Here is an 18,112-nt window from a genome sequence, read left to right as displayed (position 1 = left end):
GGCGCGCAACGATGGGCGGTGTGAACCTCGGTCTGCGCGAGATGCGCCCCCGCGATCCGGACGAGCCCCACCGGGTGGCCAGCCCGCTGGAGCTGTTCTTCGACCTGGTGTTCGTGGTGGCGGTGTCGCTGTCGTCGGCGGCGTTGCACCACGAGGAGTCCGGCGGGCACGTCGGCGCCGGGGTCGGGTCCTACCTGATGGTGTTCTTCGGCATCTGGTGGGCCTGGATGAACTTCACCTGGTTCGCCTCGGCCTTCGACGTCGACGACTGGCTCTACCGCGCCACCACCCTGGTCCAGATGGCGGGCGCGCTGGTCATGGCCGCGGGGACGCCCTCGGCGATGGCCGGTGAGGGCTACGGCGTACTCGTCGCCGGGTACGTGGTGATGCGGCTGGCGATGGTCACGCAGTGGCTGCGGGCGGCGCGATCGCACCCCGCGCTGCGGACCACCGCGCTCCGCTACGCGGGCGGCATCGCCGTCGTCCAGCTGCTGTGGATCGCCTGGGTGCTCGTCGCCCCGCACCCGGTGTGGTTCGTCGTGCTGGCACTGGCCGAGCTGGCGGTCCCGGTGGTCGCCGAGCGTGCGCGGTCGACGCCGTGGCACCCGCACCACATCGCCGAGCGCTACAGCCTGTTCACCCTGATCCTGCTGGGTGAGTCGATCCTGGCGTCGACGACGGCCGTGGTCGACGCGCTGTCCTCCGCCGAGCACCTCGGCCCGCTGCTGGTGCTCTCGGCGTGCGGACTCGTGCTGGCGGCGGGCATGTGGTGGGTCTACTTCGCCCACAGCCAGCACGAGCACCTGCGGGCCATGCCGCGGGCGCTGGTGCACGGCTACGGCCACTACCTCGTCTTCGCCGCGGCCGGCGCCTTCTCGGCGGGCATCGAGGTGGCCGTCGACGTCGACACCACCGGGACCGGGCTGTCCGCCGCCGCGGCCGGGGCGACGCTGACCGTGCCGGTCGCGCTGTTCGTCCTCGGGGTGTGGGCGCTGGCGCTGCGCCCCGTGCTCGCCGCCGGCCGCAGCGCCGCCGTCGTCGTGCTGGCGGTGCTGCTGGGGCTGTCGGCGTTCGCGCCGTTCACCCCGGTCGTGGCCGCGGTGGTGATGGTGGCGGTGGTCGTGACCGTCGAGACTGCCCCCGCCCGGAACACCGTCGCCGCATGACGGGTTCGGAGACGACAGGGGCCGGCACCTGCGGGAGCCGGTGAACCTGCGCCGCGTGGTGCGGCGCCGCGCGTCCTGAGAGGCTGAGTACATGTCCGGCGACACCGACCACGACACCGACCACGACACCGACCACGACACCGACCACGACACCGTGGTCACCCACGACACGGGCCACCACCGCTACGAGATCCTGATCGACGGCACCGTGGTCGGCAGGGCCGAGTACGTCGACGACCACGGGCAGCGGATCTTCCACCACACCGAGGTCGATCCGGAGCTATCCGGGCGCGGGCTCGCGAGCACCCTGGTCCGCTTCGCGCTGGACGACACCCGCACCGCCGGGAAGCGCATCGTGCCGGTCTGCCCGTACGTGCGGCGCTGGGTGTCGACCCATCAGGGCTATGCCGACATCCTCGACCCGGTGACGCCCGACGCCGTCGCCGCCGTCCGGAGGAGCGCGCGGTGAGCAACGTCGAGACCGCGCCGGAGGAGGTCGTCTGCGGGGGCGACGCCGCCGACGGGGAGCTGGTGACCCCGCGCGACGTGCCGCTGGGCGGGCCGCGCGCGATGACGGTGCGCCGGACGCTGCCGCGGCGCACCCGGTCGCTGATCGGGGCCTGGTGCTTCCTGGACCACTACGGCCCGGACCGGGTCGCCGACACCGGTGGGATGGCCGTGCCGGGGCATCCGCACACCGGGCTCGCGACGGTGTCGTGGCTGTTCACCGGCCGGGTCGAACACCGCGACACCACCGGAGCGCACGCGATCGTGCGCCCGGGTGAGCTGAACCTGATGACCGCGGGATCCGGCATCGCGCACTCGGAGTTCTCCACCCCCGACACCGAGGTGCTGCACGGGGTGCAGCTGTGGCTGGCGCTGCCCGCCGCCCACCGGGAGACCACCCCCCGCTTCGAGCACTACGCACCGCCCCGGGTGCATGCCGGGGACGCCGCGCTGCGGGTGTTCCTCGGATCGCTGGCCGGGTCGTCGTCGCCGGTCCCGACGTTCACCCCGCTGCTCGGCGCCGAGGTGGTGCTGCCCGCCGGCGCGTCGGTGACGCTGGACGTCGACGCCGGGTTCGAGCACGGTGTGCTGGTCGACACCGGCTCGGCGCGGGTGAGCGGCACCGCGGCCGCGGCCGCCGAGCTCGTGTACCTCCCGCCGGGCCGGACGGCCCTGGATCTGCACGCCGGCGACGACGGCGCCCGCCTGGTGCTGCTCGGCGGGGAGCCGCTGGGCGAGCAGATCGTGATGTGGTGGAACTTCGTCGGTTCCACCCACGACGAGGTCGTGGCCTTCCGGGAGCAGTGGCAGGACGAGCGTGCCGCCGGGGGGCGGGACGGTGGCCGCTTCGGGATGTTCCCGGACGCCTGGGACTCGACGTTGCCGGCGCCGGAGCTGCCGAACGCGCGGTTGACTCCTCGCGGGTAGGCGGGGCACGACTCTGCTGCCCTGTCCTCGCAGGTCAGAGATTCGCGATTGCGAACGGAAACTAGCGATCGAACACATGTTCGACTGGGATCGGCGATGTGACCGCGACCCAGGAGCCACCCGACCACGCCACCGGCGTGGGCTCCGGTGGGTCCCCGGCCGGTGACCTCGATCTGCTCCGCTTCCTCGTCGATCACACTCACGCCGCCGACACCTCTGCAGTGTCCGAGGCGGAACTGATCGACCAGATCCAGCAGATCGAGATGCTCCAGGCCTCCCTCGCCGCGTTGCAGGCGAGTCGGATCCGGGCGTTCGCCCAGACGCACATCCAGAACCGGCTCACCGATGACGGGACCGACGGGAGCGACCGCGCCCGGACCGACGTCGAGCGGCTCCACCGCAGCGTCGTCGCCCAGATCCAGCTCGCCTGCCGGGTCTCGACCGCCGAAGCCCGCACCCGCCTCGCCAACGCCCGCGACCTGCACACCGGACTCGACCACATCCGCGGCCTCCACACCGCCGGCGAGCTCAGCGCCGCCAAGGTCACCGCCATCGCCGTCGAACGCCGCGACCTCGACCCACACCAGCGCAGGCACCTCGACACCCGCCTCGCCACACACGACCTCACCCGGCTCGGCATCGGCCGGCTCCGCGCCATGACCCGCCGCCTGGTCGCCGAAATCGCGCCCGAACGCTTCCGAGCCCGCGTCCACGCCGCCGCGGCCGAACGCCGGGTCACCCTACGCCCGGCACCGGACGCGATGAGCTACCTCACCGCCTACATCCCCGTCGCACAGGGCGCCGCCTGCCTCGCCGCACTACAGAAAGCCTTCGTGCAGGTCCAGGTCGACCCGGCACCGTTGACCCGCAGCCGCGGACAGGTACTCGCCGACACATTGGTCGAACGCCTCACCGGACAGACCACCGCCACCGCGGTCAACCTGCAAGTCCAGGTCACCGTCCCCGTCCAGGCCCTGCTCGACCCCACCTCCCCACTCCCCGCGGAGATCCCCGGACTCGGACCCGTCCCGGCCGACCTGCTCGCCACCAGCGACGGCACCGCGTCCCTGCGCCGGCTGCTCACCGACCAGGGTCTTGTCATCGGCGGCGACTCACGCCAACGCACCTTCACCGGACTGCTCGCCACCCTCGTGAAAGCCCGCGCCGGGAACCGGTGCACCGAGCCCTACTGCGACGCACCCGCCCGCCACATCGACCACATCCACCGCCACACCGACGGCGGACACACCGAACTGGAGAACGGCCGCGGGGTCTGCGAGTTCCACAACCACATCCGCGAACAACCCGGATGGCACATCGCCCGAACACCCGACGGGACCGTCCTCACGACCACACCCACCGGACACACCTACCGCGGACCGGACTGACCGGAGGATGCGTCTCCGCCCGGCGGGCACGAGATCCCGGCGGTGGACGACGGCACCGCGCCCGGCTCAGCCCAGGTCGGCGCGTACCACCGGCACGACCCGGCGCAGCTGCTCGAGCAGCAGGTCGGCGTCCCGGCCGTCGTGGGCGACGACGAGGTCGACCCGGCTGATCTCGGCTGACATGTCGACCTGCAGCGAGCGGACCTTCCAGCGGCGCGACCGCAGCATGGTGAGGACCTTGTAGAGGCCGTCATCGGCGTCGGTCAGGAGCAGCGAGACGACGTGGCCGTGCTCGGCGGGATCGGTCCCGGTGCGGGCGCGCTCGGCGGTGGGGGCGTTCATCGGATCTCCGGTGTTCGAGGGCGAACGTCAGGATCCGGCCAGGTCCGGCGGGCACCACGTGCCACGCGCCGGCTCCCTGGGTTCAGCCGGCGCGCCGGGTAATGATCCGACCGCGCACGGGTCGAGGGTAACAGCCGTCACCACCCCCGGGCGGAGCCGTGGTGACCGCAACGCGGATGCTGGCGCCGTGCGGTACGTGGCGATCGGGGACAGTTTCACCGAGGGCGTGGGCGACGAGGACGCGGCGGGTGTCCCCCGCGGCTGGGCCGACCGGGTCGCCGCCGGGCTGGCCGGCGCCTCCGGTGAGCCGGTGCACTACGCGAACCTGGCCGTACGGGGCCGGCTGCTGGCCGACGTCGTCGGGCCGCAGCTCGATGCCGCACTGGCGCTGGACCCCGCGCCGACCCTGATCACCCTCAACGGCGGGGGGAACGACATGCTCCGCCCCCGCACCGACGTCGCCGGGCTCGCCGCGCTCACCACCCGCGCCGTCGACCGCTGCGCGGCGGCCGGGGTCCGGCTGGTGCTGCTCAGCGGTGCCGACCCGTCGGACCGGCTTCCACTGGGACGGGTCGTCCACCGCCGCGGCGCGGAGCTGTCGGCGGCGGTGCGCACGCTCGCCGCCACACGCGGACTCACCTTCGTCGACGTGTTCGGCGACACCGAGATCCGCCGGCCCGGCTATTGGTCGGACGACCGCCTGCACCTGGGCACGCCCGGGCATCTGCGCGCCGCGGGAATCGTGCTGGAGGCGCTCGGTGTGCGTGGGGCGACGCCCGCGACGACCGTCGCCGCGGACCCGCCGACCGGACCGGCCGCAGCGCTCGCCTACTACCGCACCCACGTCCTGCCCTGGGTCGGGCGACGTCTGCGGGGCCGGTCGTCCGGGGACGGCCGTCCGGCGAAGGCCCCGTACTGGACGGCCGTCCCGGCGCGCTGAGCTGCGCCGATCCGTGACTGCGCAATCACGGAAGCCGCTGAAAGTGATCACCCCGATGGATCACCGTCCGCCATACCGTTGCGACTGGCAACGATTTCGGTGGAAGGAGCAGACCATGACGGGGATCAGCAGGCGACGGGCCCTGGGCGCGGGTGTCGCAGGGGTGGCGGGGATGGCGGGACTGGCCGCCACGGGCGGGACCGCCGGGGCGGGCGCTCCGACGCCGCCGCGGACCGGGCAGCCCGGCCACCTGTTCCACCTCGCGGCGACCGAGCCCAACACCTTCGACGGCGGGTGGCTGCGCGGGGCGAACGAGCAGAACTTCCCGGTGCTCGCCGGCCAGCAGGGGTCGGTGTACCTGGCCCACCTCGACCCCGGCGGGATCCGGGAGCCGCACTGGCACCCGACCGCGTGGGAGCTGAACTACATCGTCTCCGGTACCGCGAAGTGGACCATCCTCGGCACCCACCCCGACGGCGAGTACCACAACGACGTCTTCACCGCGGAGCGCGGTGACCTCGTGTTCGCGCCGACGGGCCTGTTCCACTACTTCGAGAACGCGTCGACGACCGAGCCGCTCGACGTGCTCATCGTGTTCAACACCTCGACCGCCGAGCCGGACGACGACATCGGCATCGTCGGCAGCCTCAACGCGATCCCGCGGGACGTGCTGGCCGCGTCGTTCGGGGTGCCCGAGTCGGCGTTCGCGCAGGTTCCCCAGCGGATCGAGCCGGTGGTGATCACCCGCCGCCGCTGAGCACCGGGCGCGCTCAACCGGGCGCGCTCAGAGGTCGGCGAGCGCGGACAGCGGCGACTCGACGGCGGCGGCGACGAAGCGGAGGAATCCGCCCGCGGTGCCGCCGTCGCAGACCCGGTGGTCGAACACCAGCGACAGCTGGGTGATCGACCGCGGGACGACCGCGCCGTCGACGACCCACGGCCGCGGCAGCACCCGTCCGACGCCCAGCATCGCGACCTCGGGATGGTTGATGATCGCGGCACTGCCGTCGACGCCGAGCACCCCGTAGTTGTTCAGGGTGAACGACCCGCGGGTCAGCTCGGTGGCGGTGACCGAGCCGTCCCGGGCCGCCGCGGTGAGGCGGCGGATCTCGGTGTCGAGGCCGCGCATCCCGAGACGGTGGGCGTCGGCCACCGAGGGGACGACCAGGCCGCGGTCGGTCTGCGCGGCGATGCCGAGGTGCACCCCGTCGAGGTGCACGATCTGCGCGGACCCGGTGTCGACGCGGGCGTTGAGCTCGGGGAACCGGGCCAGACCGGCGACGACGAACCGCGCCAGGATCGCGAGCAGCCCGACCGGACGGCCGTCGGTGCCGGTGAGCTGCTGGCGCAGGGCGAGCAGGTCGGTGGCGTCGACGTCGACCCAGGTCGTGGCCTCGGGGATCTCGGCGCGGCTGCGGGTCAGGGTATCGGCGACGGCGCGGCGGACGCCGCGGAGCGGCACGACCTCGCGGACCGCGAGCCCGGTGCGGGGGTCGCGGTCCGGTGCGGCCGGGGTCGGACCGGTAGCGGTCGGTCCGGTCGCGGCCGTCGCCATCGCGGCCGTGCCGGTCGCGGCCGTCGTGGTCGGGACGGTGGCTCGTTCCGCGGCGGCGGGCGGCGGGGCGGCAGCGGTCGGTGCGGCAGCGGTCGGTGCGGCAGCGGTCGGTGCGGCAGCGCGGGCCGCGGCGACGGCCACGTCGTGGCGCAGCACCATCCCGTCGGGTCCGGTCCCCTCGACCGTCGCGAGGTCGATGCCGTGGTCACGGGCCAGCCGCCGCACCACCGGCGACTGCACCGGCCGACGCTCGCCCGGTGCGCCGTCGGCGGCCGATGTCGCCGCCGGGACCGCGGATGTCGCTGCCGGGACCGCGGACGGGGGCGACGCGGGGGCGTCCGCGGGTACGGCAGCCGTGGGTGCGGCGGCCGCGGGAGTGGCGGCCGCGGAGGCGCGCTTCACCGCCCGGCGACGCCGGCGGGCCCCCTCGTGCCCGCCGGTCGTCCCGTAGCCGATCAGGACGTTGCCCGACCCGGCGTCCCCGGCGCCCCCGGCGGCCTCGGTGGCCCCGGTGGCATCCCCGACCGACACCAGCGGCTCCCCGACCCGCAGCGTCTCGCCCTCCGCGCCGTGCCGGGACAGCACCGTGCCCGCGTACGGCGAGGGCACCTCGACCACGGCCTTCGCCGTCTCCACCTCGGCGACGGGCTGGTCCACACCGACGGTGTCCCCGTCGGCCACGAGCCAGCGGACCAGCTCGGCCTCGGTCAGCCCCTCCCCCAGGTCGGGCAGGGTGAACACCTGCGCGCTCACGCCGCGTCCTCCCAGCCGAGCGAGTCGACCGCGTCGAGCACCCGGTCCACCCCGGGCAGGTGGTGCTGCTCCAGCTTCGGCGGCGGGTAGGGCACGTCGAACCCGGTCACCCGGCGCACCGGTGCCTCGAGGTGGTGGAAGCAGCGCTCCGAGACCCGGGCGGCGATCTCCGAGGCGACCGAGGCGAACCCCGGTGCCTCCGCGACGACGACCGCCCGCCCGGTCCGGCGCACCTGCGCGCAGACGGTCTCGTCGTCGAACGGGACGATCGACCGCAGGTCGACCACGCCCAGGTCACGGCCCTCCAGGGCGGCCTCCTCGGCGGCGGCGAGCGCGACCGGGACCGTCGGCCCGTAGGCGATGAGCGTCGCGTCGGCCCCGGGGCGGCGGACCACGGCACGTCCGATCGGTGGCACCGGCACCGCCGTGTCGACCTCCTCGGAGGTGAAGTAGTGCTTCTTCGGCTCCAGGAAGATCACCGGGTCCGGGTACTCGATCGCCGCGCGGAGCAGGCCGTGGGCGTCGGCGTTCGTGGCCGGGGCGACCACGGTCAGCCCTGCGGTGTGGGCGTAGTACGCCTCGGAGGAGTCGCAGTGGTGCTCGACGCCGCCGATCCCGCCGGCGTAGGGCACCCGGATGACCATCGGCAGCCGCATCCGGCCCGAGGTGCGGTTGCCGAACTTCGCGACGTGGCTGACGATCTGCTCGAACGCCGGGTAGGCGAACGCGTCGAACTGCATCTCGACGACGGGCCGCAGCCCGTTCATCGCCATTCCCACCGCCGTGCCGACGATGCCGGACTCGGCGAGCGGGGTGTCGAAGCAGCGGTGCTCGCCGAACTCGGCGGTGAGCCCGTCGGTGACCCGGAAGACCCCGCCGAGCGGGCCGACGTCCTCCCCGAACACGACGACGGTCGGGTCGGCGGCCATCGCCTCGCGCAGCGCGGTGTTGATCGACTGCGCCATCGTGAGCTTCACGGGACCGGTGTGCACGGTGTCGGTGTTCGCGGTGCCGGTGTTCACGGCGTGACCTCCAGCTCGGCACGCAGCTGGTCGCGCTGCTCGCGCAGCTGCGGGGTGGGGTGGGCGTAGACGTGCGCGAACAGCTCCTCGGGGTCGACCGGGGACTCGGCCGCAATGCCGGCGCGCAGGTCGGCGGCCATCTGCTCGGTCTCCTCGACGAGAGCGCGCTCGGCGTCGTCGTCGAGCAGGCCCTCGGCACGCAGCCGGGCGCGCAGGCGCGCGAGCGGGTCGCGGGCGGCCCAGGAGGCGACCTCGCCGTCGCTGCGGTAGCGGCCGGCGTCGTCGGCGTTGGTGTGGGCGTCCATCCGGTAGGTGTCGGCCTCGACCAGCGTGGGGCCGTCGCCGGCGCGGGCCCGCTCCACGGCGTCGTCGAGCACGGTGAGCAGGGCGGCGAGGTCGTTGCCGTCGACCCGGACACCGGGCATGCCGTAGCCGACCGCCTTGTCCGCGAGGCTGGCGGCGGCGCTCTGGCGGTGCAGCGGCACCGAGATCGCGTACTTGTTGTTCTGCACCAGGAACACCACCGGCGCCCGGAAGACCGCGGCGAAGTTCAGCGCCTCGTGGAAGTCGCCCTCGCTGGTGGCGCCGTCGCCGCAGAGCGCCAGGACGGCGTCTGGCTCGCCCTTGAGCCGCGCGGCGTGGGCGACGCCGACCGCGTGCAGCAGCTGCGTCGCGAGCGGGGTCGCCTGCGGGGCGACGCGGTGGGCGGCGACGTCGTAGCCGCAGTGCCGGTCCCCGCGCAGCATCGTGAGGACCTCGACCGGGTCGACACCGCGGGCGACGATCGCGGCGGTGTCGCGGTAGGTCGGGAAGAGCCAGTCGCCGTCGGACAGCACCATCGCCGCGGCCACCTGGCAGGCCTCCTGCCCGCGCGAGGACGGGTACACGGCCAGGCGTCCCTGCCGGACCAGCGCGCCGGCCTGCTCGTTGAGCCGACGGGCGCGCACCAGCCCGCGGTAGCCGGCGAGCAGCCGGTCGGGCGACGGGAGCTGGGCCCCGGGAACCGTGGTGCCGTCGGGCTCCACGAGGCGGACGGTCTCGTGCCGGTCGTCCACGACGACTCCCTTCCGTGCGGACACAGTGCTCCGAGAATGGCGCATGATCCGTACGATCAGCCTGGATCGGGGAGAGGACGAGACGATCGGCCCTGAGTGCGACACCGCCCCGGACGAGTGGTCCCGGGCACCGTCGCCCGGCGGGTCCCGGCGAGACGAACGGAGGCGGCGGTGCTCGACGACATCGACCGGCGGATGGTCGCGGAGCTGCAGCACGACGGCAGGCTGACCGGGCGCGCGCTGGCCGAGCGCCTGACGATCTCGCGGGCGAACGCCTACGCCCGCCTCGCCCGGCTCGTCGACGACGGCGTGATCACCGGGTTCACCGCCGTCGTCGACCCGCACCGGGTGGGGCTGCACACCTCGGCGTACGTGACGCTGACGGTGCGCCAGAACAGCTGGCGCGAGCTGCGCGAACAGCTGCGCGCGATCCCCGAGGTCCGGCACATGGCGTTGGTCGGCGGGGACTTCGACGTGCTGCTGCTGGTGCGCACCACCGGCAACGACGCGTTGCGCAGCGTCGTGCTCGAACGCCTGCAGGCGCTCCCGACGGTCGTGTCGACGCGGACGATCCTGATCTTCGAGGACGAGTCCCGCTAGCTCCGGGCGGGTGTCTCCTGCTCGGACCAGGCGGTGTCGAGGAGCCGGCGCAGCGCGTCCACCGGCTGGGCGCCCGCGACGCCGTAGCGGTCGTCGACGACGAGGAACGGCACCGAGGTGATGCCGAGGCGGCGGGCCATGTCCTCGTCGGCGCGGACGTCGTCGAGGTACCGGTCGGAGCCGAGCACGGCGCGCGCCCCGCCGTCGTCGAGACCGGCGGCCACCGCGATCCGGGCGAGCGCCTCGGGATCGCCGATCGGCTCGCCGTCGGTGAACGAGGCGCGCAGCAGCCGCCCCTTCAGCGTGTCCTGCAGCGCGGACCCGCCGGTCGCCCAGGCGTGGTGGAGCAGCCGGTGGGCGTCGACGGTGTTGCCGTGGCGGGCCCGGTCGAAGCGGAACTCCAGCCCGTCCGCGGCCGCGGTGGCGGTGACCTGCTCCTCCATCCGGCTGGCCGCCGCGACGCTCACGCCGTACTTGGCCGCCAGGTGCTCGGCGCGGTCACCGGGCTGCTCGCGCGGCGCGGCCGGGTCGAGCTCGAAGCTGCGCCAACGCAGTGTCACCTCGTCGCGGTGCGCGAAGCCGGACAACGCCGTCTCCAGGCGCGCCCGCCCGATCGCGCACCACGGACAGACGACGTCGGACCAGATCTCGAGCTTCACGACCGGTCGCAACCCGCGCGGGACCCGCGGCATTCCCGCGCCGGGCAGGTCAGGCCCTCGGCTCCCGCCGGTCCTTGAGGCGCTGCAGCTTCCCGACCGAGCGCTCCAGGGTGTCCGGGTCGACGACCTCACAGGTCACCGAGATCCCGACGGTCTCCTTCACCGCGCGCACGAGCTCGGCGGCGGCCGGGTCGCGGCGGTCGGCGGGGGTGTCGCCGCGGGCCTCGACGCGCACGGTCATCGCGTCGAGCCTGCCCCGGGTCGTCAGCTCCAGCTGGAAGTGCGGCGCGAGCCCGGGCGTGCGGAGCACGATCTCCTCGATCTGGGTCGGGAACACGTTCACCCCGCGCAGGATGATCATGTCGTCGGACCGGCCGGTGATCTTGGCCATCCGCCGCATCTGCGGCCGCGCGGTGCCCGGGAGCAGCGTCGTGAGGTCGCGGGTGCGGTAGCGGATGATCGGCAGCCCCTCCTTGGTGAGGCTGGTGAACAGCAGCTCGCCCTCGGCGCCGTCGGGCAGCGGAGTGCCGTCGAGCGGGTCGACGACCTCGGGCAGGAAGTGGTCCTCCCAGATGTGCAGGCCGTCCTTGGTCTCCACGCACTCCTGCGAGACACCGGGTCCCATGACCTCGGAGAGCCCGTAGATGTCGACGGCGTGGATGCCGGCCCGCTCCTCGATCTCGGCGCGCATCCGTTCGGTCCACGGTTCGGCGCCGAGGATCCCGACCTGCAGGCTCGTGGCCCGCGGGTCGACGCCCTGGCGCTCGAACTCGTCGAGCAGGGTCAGCATGTAGCTCGGGGTCAGCATGATGACCTCGGGGGCGAAGTCGCCGATGAGTTGCACCTGGCGCGGGGTCATGCCGCCCGAGACCGGGATGACGGTCGCACCCAGCTTCTCCGCGCCGTAGTGCGCGCCGAGCCCGCCGGTGAACAGCCCGTACCCGTAGGCGACGTGCACGCGGTGGCCGGGGCGCCCGCCCGCGGCCCGGATGGACCGCGCGACGAGCCCGGCCCACCGGTCGAGGTCGCCCGCGGTGTAGCCGACGACGGTCGGGCGGCCCGTGGTGCCCGACGACGCGTGGATCCGTGCGATCCGCTCCCGGGGCACCGCGAACATGCCGAACGGGTAGGTCTCCCGCAGGTCGGCCTTGGTCGTCGTGGGGAACTTCGCGATGTCGGCGAGCTCGCGGCAGTCGTCGGGGTGCACGCCGTGCTCCTCGAACCTCCGCCGGTAGTGCGGGACGTTGTCCCAGGCGTGCCGCAACGTCCACTGCAGACGCCCCAGCTGCAGGGTGCGCAGCTCGTCGACCGACATCCGCTCGGCCGGGTCCAGCAGCTCCGCCGGGGGCGCGTCGCCGAGGCGCCTGGTGGCCGCGGTCATCACGCGTCCTTCTTCGCGACGAGGGTGAGCACGTCGTAGCGGGCGACGGACTCGCCGTCCTGCCGCGTGACGTCGGCGTCCCAGCGGACCTCGCCGTACCCGGCGGACTCGCGCGGGGTGAGCTGCTTGCAGGTCAGCGTGACGGTGAGCTCGTCATCGAAGCGGACCGGAGTGAGGAACCGCAGCCCGTCGACGCCGAAGTTCGCGAGCACCGGGCCCGGGTCGGGGTCGACGAACAGCCCGGCGGCGAGGGACACGACCAGGTAGCCGTGCGCGACGCGCTGCCCGAACAGCGGATTCGCCGCGGCGGCTGCCTCGTCCATGTGCGCGTAGAACGTGTCGCCGGTGAACTCGGCGAAGTGCTCCACGTCCTCCCGGGTCACCCGGCGCGGGCCGGCGACCAGGCAGTCGCCCGGGCGCAGCTCCTCCAGGTGCTTGCGGAAGGGGTGCACGTCGGTGGTGTGGCGCTGCGCTCCGGTGACCCAGCGGCCGGTGATCGCGGCGAGCGAGTCGGGGTCGGCCTGGACCGCGGTGCGCTGCATGTGGTGGAACACCCCGCGCACGCCGCCCATCTCCTCGCCACCGCCGGCCCGGCCCGGTCCGCCGTGGACGAGCTGCGGCAGCGGCGACCCGTGCCCGGTGGACTCCCCGGCGTCGCGGGCGTTGAGCACGTGCACGCGGCCGTGGAACGGGGCGACGCCGAGCACGACCTCGCGGACGAACGCGGGGTCGGCGGAGACGACGGAGCCGGCGAGCGAGCCCTGGCCGCGGGCGGCGTAGTCGATCAGCTCGTCGGTGGTGTCGTAGGGCAGCACGGTCGACACCGGGCCGAACGCCTCGACCTCGTGCGGCTCGGCGCGGTCCGGGTCGCCGACCAGCAGCAGCGGGGAGACGAACGCGCCGCGGTCGGCGTCGGCGCCGGTCACCTCGACGCGGTCGGGGTCGCCGAACACGATCCGGCCGGCGTCGCGCAGGGACTTCACGCTGCGGCGGACCTCCTCGCGCTGGTCGAGGCTCGCGAGCGCCCCCATCCGGACACCCTCGGCACCGGGCGCACCGACCACGACCGTCGCGAGCCGCGAGGTGACCGCCTCGACGACGGCGTCGACGTGCGCGCGCGGCACGAAGGCGCGCCGGATCGCGGTGCACTTCTGTCCGGCCTTGACCGTCATCTCGGTGGTGAGGGCCTTCACGAACAGGTCGAACTCCGCGGTGCCGGGCGTCGCGTCCGGGCCGAGCGCGGCCAGGTTCAGCGAGTCGGCCTCGGCGGAGAACCGCACGGAGTTGCGGACGATCCCGGGGTGGCTGCGCAGGGTCTGCGCGGTCGACGCCGAGCCGGTGAAGCTCACCAGGTCCTGCCCGGTGAGGTGGTCGAAGGCGTCGCCGAGCGACCCGGCGACGAACTGCACGGACCCCTCGGGCAGCAGACCGGAGCCGATGATCAGCTCGACGAGCTCCGCGGTGAGGAACGCCGTCGGCGACGCCGGCTTGATCAGCGTCGGGACGCCCGCGAGGAAGGCCGGGGCGAGCTTCTCCAGCGGGCCCCAGACCGGGAAGTTGAAGGCGTTGACCTGGACCGCGACCCCGCGCAGCGGGGTCAGCACGTGCTGGCCGAGGAAGGTCCCGCCGCGGCCGAGCGGCTCGACGTCACCCTCGACGTGGATCGTGTCGTTGGGCAGCTCGCGCTTGGCCTTGGACGCGTAGGCGAGCAGGACGCCGATGCCGCCGTCGACGTCGAACTTGGAGTCGCCGAGCGTCGCGCCGGTCCGCGCGGAGACGGCGTAGAGCTGCTCGCGGTGCTCGCGCAGGTGCTGGCCGAGCGCCTTCAGCAGGGCGGCGCGCTGGTGGAACGTGAGCGCGCGCAGCGCGGGCCCGCCGGTCCGCCGTCCGAACTCCAGCGCCCCGGCGAGGTCGAGGCCGTCGGCGGAGATGCGGGCGACCTCGTCGCCGGTCACCGCGTCGTACAGCGGGCGGCCCTCGCCGCTCCCCGTCTGCCAGGTACCGGAGAGGTGACTGCGGAGCAGGGTCATCGGCGGGCCTCCGTCGCGCTTCGTCGTCGCGGGTCGGCCATTGGACCGACCGTTCGTTCGGGGAACCTAGCACCGGTCCACGGAGCCGCACCAGGGTCCGTCCGGCCGTCCGGCGGCACCCGGACAACGGGCCTGACGGCACGCGCGGGACACCTCCCGACGTCGCCCGCCGGACGGGGAGACCGATCGTTCGGTCGGCCGTTAGGCTCAGCGGATGACCTCCCCCGTCACCGGCACCGATCCCGCCGTCCTCGTGACCCGCGACGAGACCGACCCGTCGGTCGCGGTGGTCACGCTGAACCGGCCGGCGAAGTACAACGCGCTCACCGTCGAGCTCAAGGAGGCGCTGCTCGCCGCGGTCGTCGAGGTCGCCGGGGACGAGTCCGTGCGCGCGATCGTGCTGACCGGCGCGGGGAAGGCGTTCTGCGTCGGGCAGGACCTGGGCGAGCACGCCGCGGCGCTCGACGCCGACCCGGTCGGGGCCCTGGGCACGGTGCGCCGGCACTACAACCCGCTGATCCGCGCGCTCAACGAGGCACCGAAGCCGGTGGTCGCCGCGATCAACGGGCCCTGCGTGGGCGCCGGGCTCGGCATCGCCCTGGCCGCCGACCTGCGGATCGCCGCGGACGGACTGAAGTTCGCGACCGCGTTCACCGGCATCGGGCTGTCCACCGACAGCGGGCTCGCGGCGTCGCTCGCACACGCCGTCGGGGTCTCCCGGGCCACTGAGCTGGTGATGCTGAACGAGCAGTTCACCGCCTCCGACGCCCGCAACTGGGGGCTGGTGCGCGACGTCGTCCCCGCCGAGAAGGTCCTCGACGCCGCACTGGACCTGGCGCGGCACCTCGCGGCGGGCCCCACCCGCGCCTACGCCGAGGTGAAGGGCGCGCTGCGCTTCGGCGCGGTCAACGAGCTCCCCGCCGTCCTGGAGTACGAGGCCGACGCCCAGATCCGGCTGTCGACCACGCGCGACCACCAGCAGGCCGTGAGCGACTTCCTGGCGAAGAAGAAGCCCGTCTTCGAGGGCCGATGAGCTCGCCGGTCAAGCGGGCCCGGCGCCCGAGCGGGGGCCGCGACGCACTGCTCGAGACCGCGGTCGGCGAGTTCATCGACCGCGGCTACGACGCGACGTCGATGGAGGACCTCTCACGGGCCGCCGGGATCACGAAGTCGTCGTTCTACCACCACTTCGCGGGCAAGGAGGCGCTGCTGCGCGCGGCGCTGGAACGCGCCGTCGACGGGCTGTTCGGGGTGCTCGACCTGCCCGAGGCCCGCGCCGGCTCCCCCGCCGAGCGGCTGCGGGCGATCGTTGCCGCGCAGGTCGGGGTGCTCATGGCCGAGCTGCCCTACGTCACCCTGCTGCTCCGGGTGCGCGGCAACACCGAGACCGAGCGCTGGGCGCTGGAACGCCGCCGCGCGTTCGACGGGGCCGTGCGCGCCCTGGTCAGCGAGGCCGTCGACGCCGGCGAGGTCCGCTCCGACGTCGATCCCGCCCTGGCCGCCCGACTGCTGTCCGGCACGATCAACTCGATCGTCGAGTGGTACCGCCCCGGCCGCCCCGGGACCGCCACCCTGCCGCAGGACGTCGTCCGCGCCGCCTTCAGCGGCATCGTCCCGGCCCCCTGACCCCGTCACCCGCTTCCCGCAGAGAAGTCGATCAGCACGTTCCGGCCCCGGACGGGGCGACAGCGTGCTGATCGATCACGGGTGGGCACCCCGGGAGGTCAGGCGGTGGCGCGGGCAGCGCTGTCGTGCCCGGACCTCGACGGCCAGGAGCTCGGGCCGTCCCAGGACCACGTGGGCCTCCGGGCGGAGGATGTCCCAGCCCTGCGCGGTCAGGAACGCCTGCCGGCGCAGGTCGGCCCGGACGCGGTCGCGGTCCAGGTGGCGCTCCCCGTCGTACTCGATACCGAAGCGCAGGTCGGGGTAGGCCAGATCGATCCGGTACGGCCCCACCGGATGCTGCAGCACCGGCCGTCGGACCCCGTGGTCGTGCAGGGCCAGCCGGACCCGGGTCTCCATCGGCGACTCGGCGAGCGGATCGGCCAGGGCGACCAGGCCCGCGACCCGCCGACTCCCACGGGCGACCGGACGGGCCGCGGCGAACGCCAGTACCTCGCCCGGTCCGTGCCCCCCGACCCTGGCCAGCGCGTCGAGCGCGATCACCGCGTCGGTCCGCCCGACCCGGCAGGCGAGGTCGAACGCGGTCCGCAGCGGCGACGTCGTGACCACCGTGCGGCCCCGCACGTACCGGGGCCGGCGTCCACCGGGAGCGGGGATCCGGACACCGGTCACGACGTCCGCCGCCGGAATGTCGCGGTGCCGCAGCACCAGCCCGGGTCGGGTGCGCCGGTGTCCGAGGGCCACCACCACCTCGACCGGCGCCCCACGCGGTGCGCAGTCCGCGCCGAGCATCTCGGCCGCAGCCCACCCGCACAGCGCCGCCCGGCCGGTCCCGGACCCGATCGCCCCGACGGCAACCGCCGCGGCCTCGCACCGCAGCAGGAACGTGTCAGGGACGTGCACGGCGACGAACACCCCGCGCACGACCGGACGGAACCGGGGCCCCCGCAGCTGCTTCGGAGTGACCACACCGGCCCCGACCGCCGTGGCGCCGAGGAACGGTCGTGTGAGATCCATGCCCCTTGGACCATCGCACCCCCCTCCCGGTTCCTCCGGGCTTCCGGTCCGGCACCGGCCACCGCGCGTCGATCAGCACGTTCCCGCCCCGGAGAGGGCGACAACGTGCTGATCGACGTCGCCGCGGGCCGGGTTGCGGGACCGTCCGGCATCGGCCACACTCGTAGCCGAACGAACATTCGGTACGGAGGTGTCCAGTGACGAGCACCGCGCCATCGCCGGCGGAGCTGGCGGAGCGGTTCGACGCGACGATCGCGGCGGACCAGCGGATCGAGCCGCGGGACTGGATGCCCGAGGCCTACCGCAGGACGTTGATCCGGCAGATCGCCCAGCACGCGCACTCGGAGATCATCGGGATGCAGCCGGAGGGCAACTGGCTGCTGCGTGCACCCTCGCTGCGGCGCCGGGCGATCCTGCTCGCCAAGGTGCAGGACGAGGCCGGCCACGGCATGTACCTCTACGCGGCGGCCGAGACCCTCGGCGTCGACCGCGAGGAGCTCACCGAGAAGCTGATCGACGCCAAGCAGAAGTACAGCTCGATCTTCAACTACCCGACGCTGTCCTGGGCCGACATCGGGGTGATCGGGTGGCTGGTCGACGGCGCGGCGATCGCGAACCAGGTGCCGCTGTGTCGCTGCTCCTACGGGCCCTACGCCCGGGCGATGATCCGCATCTGCAAGGAGGAGTCGTTCCACCAGCGCCAGGGCTACGAGTCGCTGCTCGCCCTGACCGCGGGGACCGACGCGCAGAAGCGGATGGTGCAGGAGGCCGTGGACCGCTGGTGGTGGCCGTCGCTGATGATGTTCGGCCCGGCCGACGGCGACTCCCCCAACACCCACCAGTCGATGGCGTGGGGCATCAAGCGGCACACGAACGACGAGCTGCGCCAGCGCTTCGTCGACATGACCGTGCCGCAGGCGGCGGCGCTGGGCGTGACGCTGCCCGACCCGGATCTGCGCTGGAACGAGCAGCGGCAGGCGCACGACTTCGGGGAGCCGGACTGGTCGGAGTTCACCGCCGTCGTCTCCGGGGCGGGACCGGCGAACCGGCAGCGGCTGGACCACCGCCGCCGGGCGCACGAGAACGGGGCGTGGGTGCGCGAGGCGGCCCGGGCCTACGCCGAGAAGCAGGGGGCACGGGCATGAGC

At 73.9% G+C, this 18,112-nt stretch carries 18 protein-coding genes; 10 read left to right on the top strand and 8 right to left on the bottom strand.

Going from position 1 to position 18,112, the window contains the following annotated elements:
* Positions 1–11 precede the first annotated feature (11 nt).
* The 4 genes from KPL59_RS08085 to KPL59_RS08070 all read left to right on the top strand — a co-directional run bounded on the left by KPL59_RS08085 (position 12) and on the right by KPL59_RS08070 (position 3,988).
* The gene (locus tag KPL59_RS08085; RefSeq protein WP_226360416.1) at positions 12–1,166 is read left to right on the top strand and encodes a low temperature requirement protein A; all 1,155 of its coding nucleotides are present in this window, start codon (positions 12–14) and stop codon (positions 1,164–1,166) included.
* Between the two features lie 91 nt (positions 1,167–1,257).
* Complete coding sequence (locus tag KPL59_RS08080) at positions 1,258–1,635, top strand: GNAT family N-acetyltransferase (protein WP_226360415.1); 378 nt, start codon at positions 1,258–1,260, stop codon at positions 1,633–1,635.
* A complete protein-coding gene (locus KPL59_RS08075; RefSeq protein WP_226360414.1) occupies positions 1,632–2,600 on the top strand; it encodes a pirin family protein in 969 nt (322 codons plus the stop codon). Before KPL59_RS08080 ends, KPL59_RS08075 begins: the two co-directional genes overlap by 4 nt.
* Positions 2,601–2,698: 98 nt before the next feature.
* Positions 2,699–3,988, top strand: coding sequence for an HNH endonuclease signature motif containing protein (locus KPL59_RS08070; RefSeq protein WP_226360413.1), 1,290 nt, complete (start codon positions 2,699–2,701; stop codon positions 3,986–3,988).
* Between the two features lie 66 nt (positions 3,989–4,054).
* Here the strand turns inward: KPL59_RS08070 and KPL59_RS08065 are convergent, their stop codons facing one another.
* On the bottom strand, positions 4,055–4,330 hold the full coding sequence (locus KPL59_RS08065; RefSeq protein ID WP_226353475.1) for an ACT domain-containing protein: 276 nt from the start codon (positions 4,328–4,330) through the stop codon (positions 4,055–4,057).
* 187 nt (positions 4,331–4,517) lie between these two features.
* Between KPL59_RS08065 and KPL59_RS08060 the strand changes: the two genes are divergently transcribed.
* Positions 4,518–5,270, top strand: coding sequence for an SGNH/GDSL hydrolase family protein (locus tag KPL59_RS08060; protein WP_226360412.1), 753 nt, complete (start codon positions 4,518–4,520; stop codon positions 5,268–5,270).
* A 115-nt stretch (positions 5,271–5,385) separates the two neighbouring features.
* The gene (locus KPL59_RS08055) at positions 5,386–6,027 is read left to right on the top strand and encodes a cupin domain-containing protein (protein WP_226353477.1); all 642 of its coding nucleotides are present in this window, start codon (positions 5,386–5,388) and stop codon (positions 6,025–6,027) included.
* Between the two features lie 27 nt (positions 6,028–6,054).
* Here the strand turns inward: KPL59_RS08055 and KPL59_RS08050 are convergent, their stop codons facing one another.
* From KPL59_RS08050 to pdhA, 3 genes are read right to left on the bottom strand one after another with little or no spacing between them, the layout of a single operon-like run.
* Complete coding sequence (locus KPL59_RS08050; RefSeq protein ID WP_226360411.1) at positions 6,055–7,578, bottom strand: dihydrolipoamide acetyltransferase family protein; 1,524 nt, start codon at positions 7,576–7,578, stop codon at positions 6,055–6,057.
* Positions 7,575–8,543, bottom strand: a complete 969-nt coding sequence (locus tag KPL59_RS08045) for an alpha-ketoacid dehydrogenase subunit beta (RefSeq protein WP_226353483.1) — start codon at positions 8,541–8,543, stop codon at positions 7,575–7,577. Before KPL59_RS08045 ends, KPL59_RS08050 begins: the two co-directional genes overlap by 4 nt.
* Positions 8,544–8,596: 53 nt before the next feature.
* Complete coding sequence (pdhA, locus tag KPL59_RS08040; protein ID WP_374111602.1) at positions 8,597–9,655, bottom strand: pyruvate dehydrogenase (acetyl-transferring) E1 component subunit alpha; 1,059 nt, start codon at positions 9,653–9,655, stop codon at positions 8,597–8,599.
* Between the two features lie 171 nt (positions 9,656–9,826).
* Here pdhA and KPL59_RS08035 point away from each other — a divergent pair, with 171 nt between their 5' ends.
* Entirely contained in the window at positions 9,827–10,255 is a 429-nt protein-coding gene (locus KPL59_RS08035) for an Lrp/AsnC family transcriptional regulator (protein WP_043276485.1), read from the top strand.
* Here KPL59_RS08035 and KPL59_RS08030 read toward each other — a convergent pair.
* From KPL59_RS08030 to paaZ, 3 genes are read right to left on the bottom strand one after another with little or no spacing between them, the layout of a single operon-like run.
* A complete protein-coding gene (locus KPL59_RS08030; RefSeq protein ID WP_226360410.1) occupies positions 10,252–10,914 on the bottom strand; it encodes a DsbA family oxidoreductase in 663 nt (220 codons plus the stop codon). The genes KPL59_RS08035 and KPL59_RS08030 overlap by 4 nt on opposite strands.
* Before the next feature lie 49 nt (positions 10,915–10,963).
* Positions 10,964–12,295 carry a phenylacetate--CoA ligase PaaK gene (gene paaK, locus KPL59_RS08025; RefSeq protein WP_226360409.1) on the bottom strand — a complete coding sequence of 444 codons (1,332 nt, stop codon included), beginning with the start codon at positions 12,293–12,295 and terminating at the stop codon, positions 10,964–10,966.
* Positions 12,295–14,325, bottom strand: coding sequence for a phenylacetic acid degradation bifunctional protein PaaZ (gene paaZ, locus KPL59_RS08020; RefSeq protein ID WP_226360408.1), 2,031 nt, complete (start codon positions 14,323–14,325; stop codon positions 12,295–12,297). Before paaZ ends, paaK begins: the two co-directional genes overlap by 1 nt.
* A gap of 214 nt (positions 14,326–14,539) precedes the next feature.
* On the opposite strand from paaZ, the gene KPL59_RS08015 reads away from it, so the two are divergent.
* Positions 14,540–15,358: an enoyl-CoA hydratase/isomerase family protein gene (locus tag KPL59_RS08015; protein ID WP_226360407.1), complete on the top strand. Its 819-nt coding sequence runs from the start codon at positions 14,540–14,542 to the stop codon at positions 15,356–15,358.
* Complete coding sequence (locus KPL59_RS08010) at positions 15,355–15,951, top strand: TetR/AcrR family transcriptional regulator (protein WP_226360406.1); 597 nt, start codon at positions 15,355–15,357, stop codon at positions 15,949–15,951. Before KPL59_RS08015 ends, KPL59_RS08010 begins: the two co-directional genes overlap by 4 nt.
* A gap of 75 nt (positions 15,952–16,026) precedes the next feature.
* Here the strand turns inward: KPL59_RS08010 and KPL59_RS08005 are convergent, their stop codons facing one another.
* Positions 16,027–16,965 carry an endonuclease domain-containing protein gene (locus KPL59_RS08005; RefSeq protein WP_226360405.1) on the bottom strand — a complete coding sequence of 313 codons (939 nt, stop codon included), beginning with the start codon at positions 16,963–16,965 and terminating at the stop codon, positions 16,027–16,029.
* Between the two features lie 197 nt (positions 16,966–17,162).
* Here KPL59_RS08005 and paaA point away from each other — a divergent pair, with 197 nt between their 5' ends.
* On the top strand, positions 17,163–18,110 hold the full coding sequence (gene paaA, locus KPL59_RS08000; protein WP_020622255.1) for a 1,2-phenylacetyl-CoA epoxidase subunit PaaA: 948 nt from the start codon (positions 17,163–17,165) through the stop codon (positions 18,108–18,110).
* Positions 18,111–18,112: the final 2 nt, after the last annotated feature.

Source organism: Pseudonocardia sp. ICBG1142 (assembly GCF_020496255.1).
Lineage (GTDB): Bacteria > Actinomycetota > Actinomycetes > Mycobacteriales > Pseudonocardiaceae > Pseudonocardia.
Note: the sequence above shows the minus strand (reverse complement) of the source record. Positions and strands in the feature narration are given on the sequence as shown.

Bases quoted from the DNA above. Each gene is read 5' to 3' on its own strand.
- paaK (WP_226360409.1), bottom strand. From the start codon at position 12,295: ATGACCGCGGCCACCAGGCGCCTCGGCGACGCGCCCCCGGCGGAGCTG.
- KPL59_RS08010 (WP_226360406.1), top strand. From the start codon at position 15,355: ATGAGCTCGCCGGTCAAGCGGGCCCGGCGCCCGAGCGGGGGCCGCGAC.
- KPL59_RS08005 (WP_226360405.1), bottom strand. From the start codon at position 16,965: ATGGATCTCACACGACCGTTCCTCGGCGCCACGGCGGTCGGGGCCGGT.
- KPL59_RS08045 (WP_226353483.1), bottom strand. From the start codon at position 8,543: ATGGCGCAGTCGATCAACACCGCGCTGCGCGAGGCGATGGCCGCCGAC.
- KPL59_RS08055 (WP_226353477.1), top strand. From the start codon at position 5,386: ATGACGGGGATCAGCAGGCGACGGGCCCTGGGCGCGGGTGTCGCAGGG.
- KPL59_RS08085 (WP_226360416.1), top strand. From the start codon at position 12: ATGGGCGGTGTGAACCTCGGTCTGCGCGAGATGCGCCCCCGCGATCCG.
- KPL59_RS08065 (WP_226353475.1), bottom strand. From the start codon at position 4,330: ATGAACGCCCCCACCGCCGAGCGCGCCCGCACCGGGACCGATCCCGCC.
- KPL59_RS08015 (WP_226360407.1), top strand. From the start codon at position 14,540: ATGACCTCCCCCGTCACCGGCACCGATCCCGCCGTCCTCGTGACCCGC.
- KPL59_RS08080 (WP_226360415.1), top strand. From the start codon at position 1,258: ATGTCCGGCGACACCGACCACGACACCGACCACGACACCGACCACGAC.
- paaZ (WP_226360408.1), bottom strand. From the start codon at position 14,325: ATGACCCTGCTCCGCAGTCACCTCTCCGGTACCTGGCAGACGGGGAGC.